Origin of the sequence: Erythrobacter sp. CCH5-A1, assembly GCF_001557115.1 — a bacterium.
Classification (GTDB): domain Bacteria; phylum Pseudomonadota; class Alphaproteobacteria; order Sphingomonadales; family Sphingomonadaceae; genus Erythrobacter.
Genome location: NZ_LSKQ01000112.1, coordinates 1 through 1851 on the forward strand (window position 1 = coordinate 1; position 1851 = coordinate 1851).

3 protein-coding genes are annotated in these 1851 nt (G+C 66.6%); 1 reads left to right on the plus strand and 2 read right to left on the minus strand.

The features are described 5' to 3' along the window. Positions 1-21 precede the first annotated feature (21 nt). Entirely contained in the window at positions 22-582 is a 561-nt protein-coding gene (locus tag AX708_RS05780; RefSeq protein WP_066526795.1) for a chlorite dismutase family protein, read from the minus strand. Positions 583-651: 69 nt separating this feature from the next. Here AX708_RS05780 and AX708_RS05785 point away from each other — a divergent pair, with 69 nt between their 5' ends. Further along, on the plus strand, positions 652-1374 hold the full coding sequence (locus AX708_RS05785) for an endonuclease/exonuclease/phosphatase family protein (RefSeq protein ID WP_066526798.1): 723 nt from the start codon (positions 652-654) through the stop codon (positions 1372-1374). Positions 1375-1449: 75 nt separating this feature from the next. Here the strand turns inward: AX708_RS05785 and AX708_RS21335 are convergent, their stop codons facing one another. Beyond that, positions 1450-1752: a DUF5076 domain-containing protein gene (locus AX708_RS21335; protein WP_082745454.1), complete on the minus strand. Its 303-nt coding sequence runs from the start codon at positions 1750-1752 to the stop codon at positions 1450-1452. Positions 1753-1851 lie beyond the last annotated feature (99 nt).

The following is a 1851-nucleotide window of genomic DNA, read 5'->3' on the forward strand; positions in this document are numbered from 1 at the left end:
GGGGAGTGGTGGGGGAGGGGACTAGGCGGTGCGCGTCAGTCGGATATCGATCTCGCGGCTCACGTAAGTCCACTCCTCGCTAGCGCGCAGGCGGACCAGTAGCTCGTCGAACAGCCCCTCGTGCTTGGGGGCGAATTCGAACCAGGTGAGGAAATCGAAGGGCTCGCCGAGGTCGCGGCCGTGGTGGAGGCGGCGGGCGATCTGGGGCAGGTATTCCATCCCGATGCTCGTGTGGCGCGATTGCTCCTCGTAGATCCGGCGGCGTTCGTCCTGCGCCAGCGCCCACCATGCCTCGGACTTGCTGATGGGGATCAACGCCGCGCGCCGCGCCTCGCGCCGCCCGAGCGGGCTGCCGCGTTCGGACAGCTCGGAGAATTCCTCGCGCAAGGTGTAGCGCAGGTGGCTCGCGACCCCGCACAGGGTCCACACCGGCGCGGGGGCCTCGGCAAATCCGCCCTGCCGCACGCTCAGCGCGGCGACCTCGGGCAGGCTCTCGCCCGCGAGTGTCGTCATTCCGGTGACGGTCCAGTCACCCCGGGCCCCGCCGTCGAAGGCATAGAGAACGCGCGCGCCATATGTCATGGGGCGATGATGCGACGAACCGCGAGCCCGCCTCTATCGAATTAGCGCGGCCGCGCTTACCTTGCGCCCATGCCCGACGCCGCGTCCCCGCATTTCAGCCTCAAGCTGGCGAGCTACAACATCCACAAGGGGATCGGCACCGACCGCAAGCGCGATCCGGCGCGCATCCTCAATGTGCTGAACGAGGTCGGCGCGGACATCGTCTGCCTGCAGGAGGCGGACCTCAGGTTCGGCACCCGCGCCGCCGTGCTCCCGCGCTTCCTGATCGAGAGCCACACCGAATACGTCCCCGTCCCGCTCGACGTGCAGACGGATTCGATGGGCTGGCACGGCAACGCGATCCTCGTGCGGCGGGGAATCGAGGTCGAGAGCCACGACATCCTCCACATCCCCTGCCTCGAACCGCGCGGGGTTGTGACCGCAAGGTTGCGGGTGGGCGGGACGGCGCTGACGGTGTTCGGCATGCACCTCGACCTGTCGGGCCTGTGGCGCGTGCGGCAGGCCCGCACCATCGCCGCGCTGGGCGAGGCGGCGCGTGAGCAAGGCCCGGTGGTGCTGATGGGCGATCTCAACGAATGGCGCACCGTCGCGGGTTGCTTCCGCGAGTTCGGCCGCCACTTCACCCTGCTCGACCCCGGCCCGAGCTTCCCTAGCCGCCGTCCCTTGGGGAGGCTCGACCGGATCATGCATTGCCAAGCGCTGGTAGCGCAGGACTGCGGCGTCCACCGCAGCGCGCTCGCGGCGAGCGCGTCCGATCACCTTCCGGTGTGGGCGGAGTTTTTAGCGGGGTGAGGGGCGGATGGCTGCTTTCGGGCGAAAGGCACGATGCGCTGAACGACCGGGAGTGGGTGGTTTCCGGACACTGCCTTATTGAACCAAGTTGCCGGTTCTTTTCGACGTTGGGGCATCTAACTCGGCAGCGAAATGTCGCCGTATCTCGGCCAAGGCAGCATCACTGTCTCTCAGCCCAAGCGAAGAAAGGGCGTCTGCGATGTGGCGTGCTGCATCTGCGAGTATCGTGCCCCAAGCCTGCTCCTCGCGAATGCCTTCCGCTTCATAGACGCCGACTTTCAGGGAACAATGCAAGCCACCCTCGGCGACCCATGCTCGCAGAAGCTCCCAGCTCTCTTCGTCAGTCTGTGCCGCAGGCGGTATTCTTAGCTCTCTCATCGCAGTCTCCTACAGGTTTACTGCCTGTGGGAGCTGACCCTGATTTCCGCAACTGATGTCGTGGACGGCTCTCCACCCCGCGGGGTAATTTCTGCGGAT

Excerpts from the sequence above, each read along its gene's own strand:
- AX708_RS05780 (WP_066526795.1), bottom strand. The coding sequence starts at position 582 with ATGACATATGGCGCGCGCGTTCTCTATGCCTTCGACGGCGGGGCCCGG.
- AX708_RS05785 (WP_066526798.1), top strand. The coding sequence starts at position 652 with ATGCCCGACGCCGCGTCCCCGCATTTCAGCCTCAAGCTGGCGAGCTAC.
- AX708_RS21335 (WP_082745454.1), bottom strand. The coding sequence starts at position 1,752 with ATGAGAGAGCTAAGAATACCGCCTGCGGCACAGACTGACGAAGAGAGC.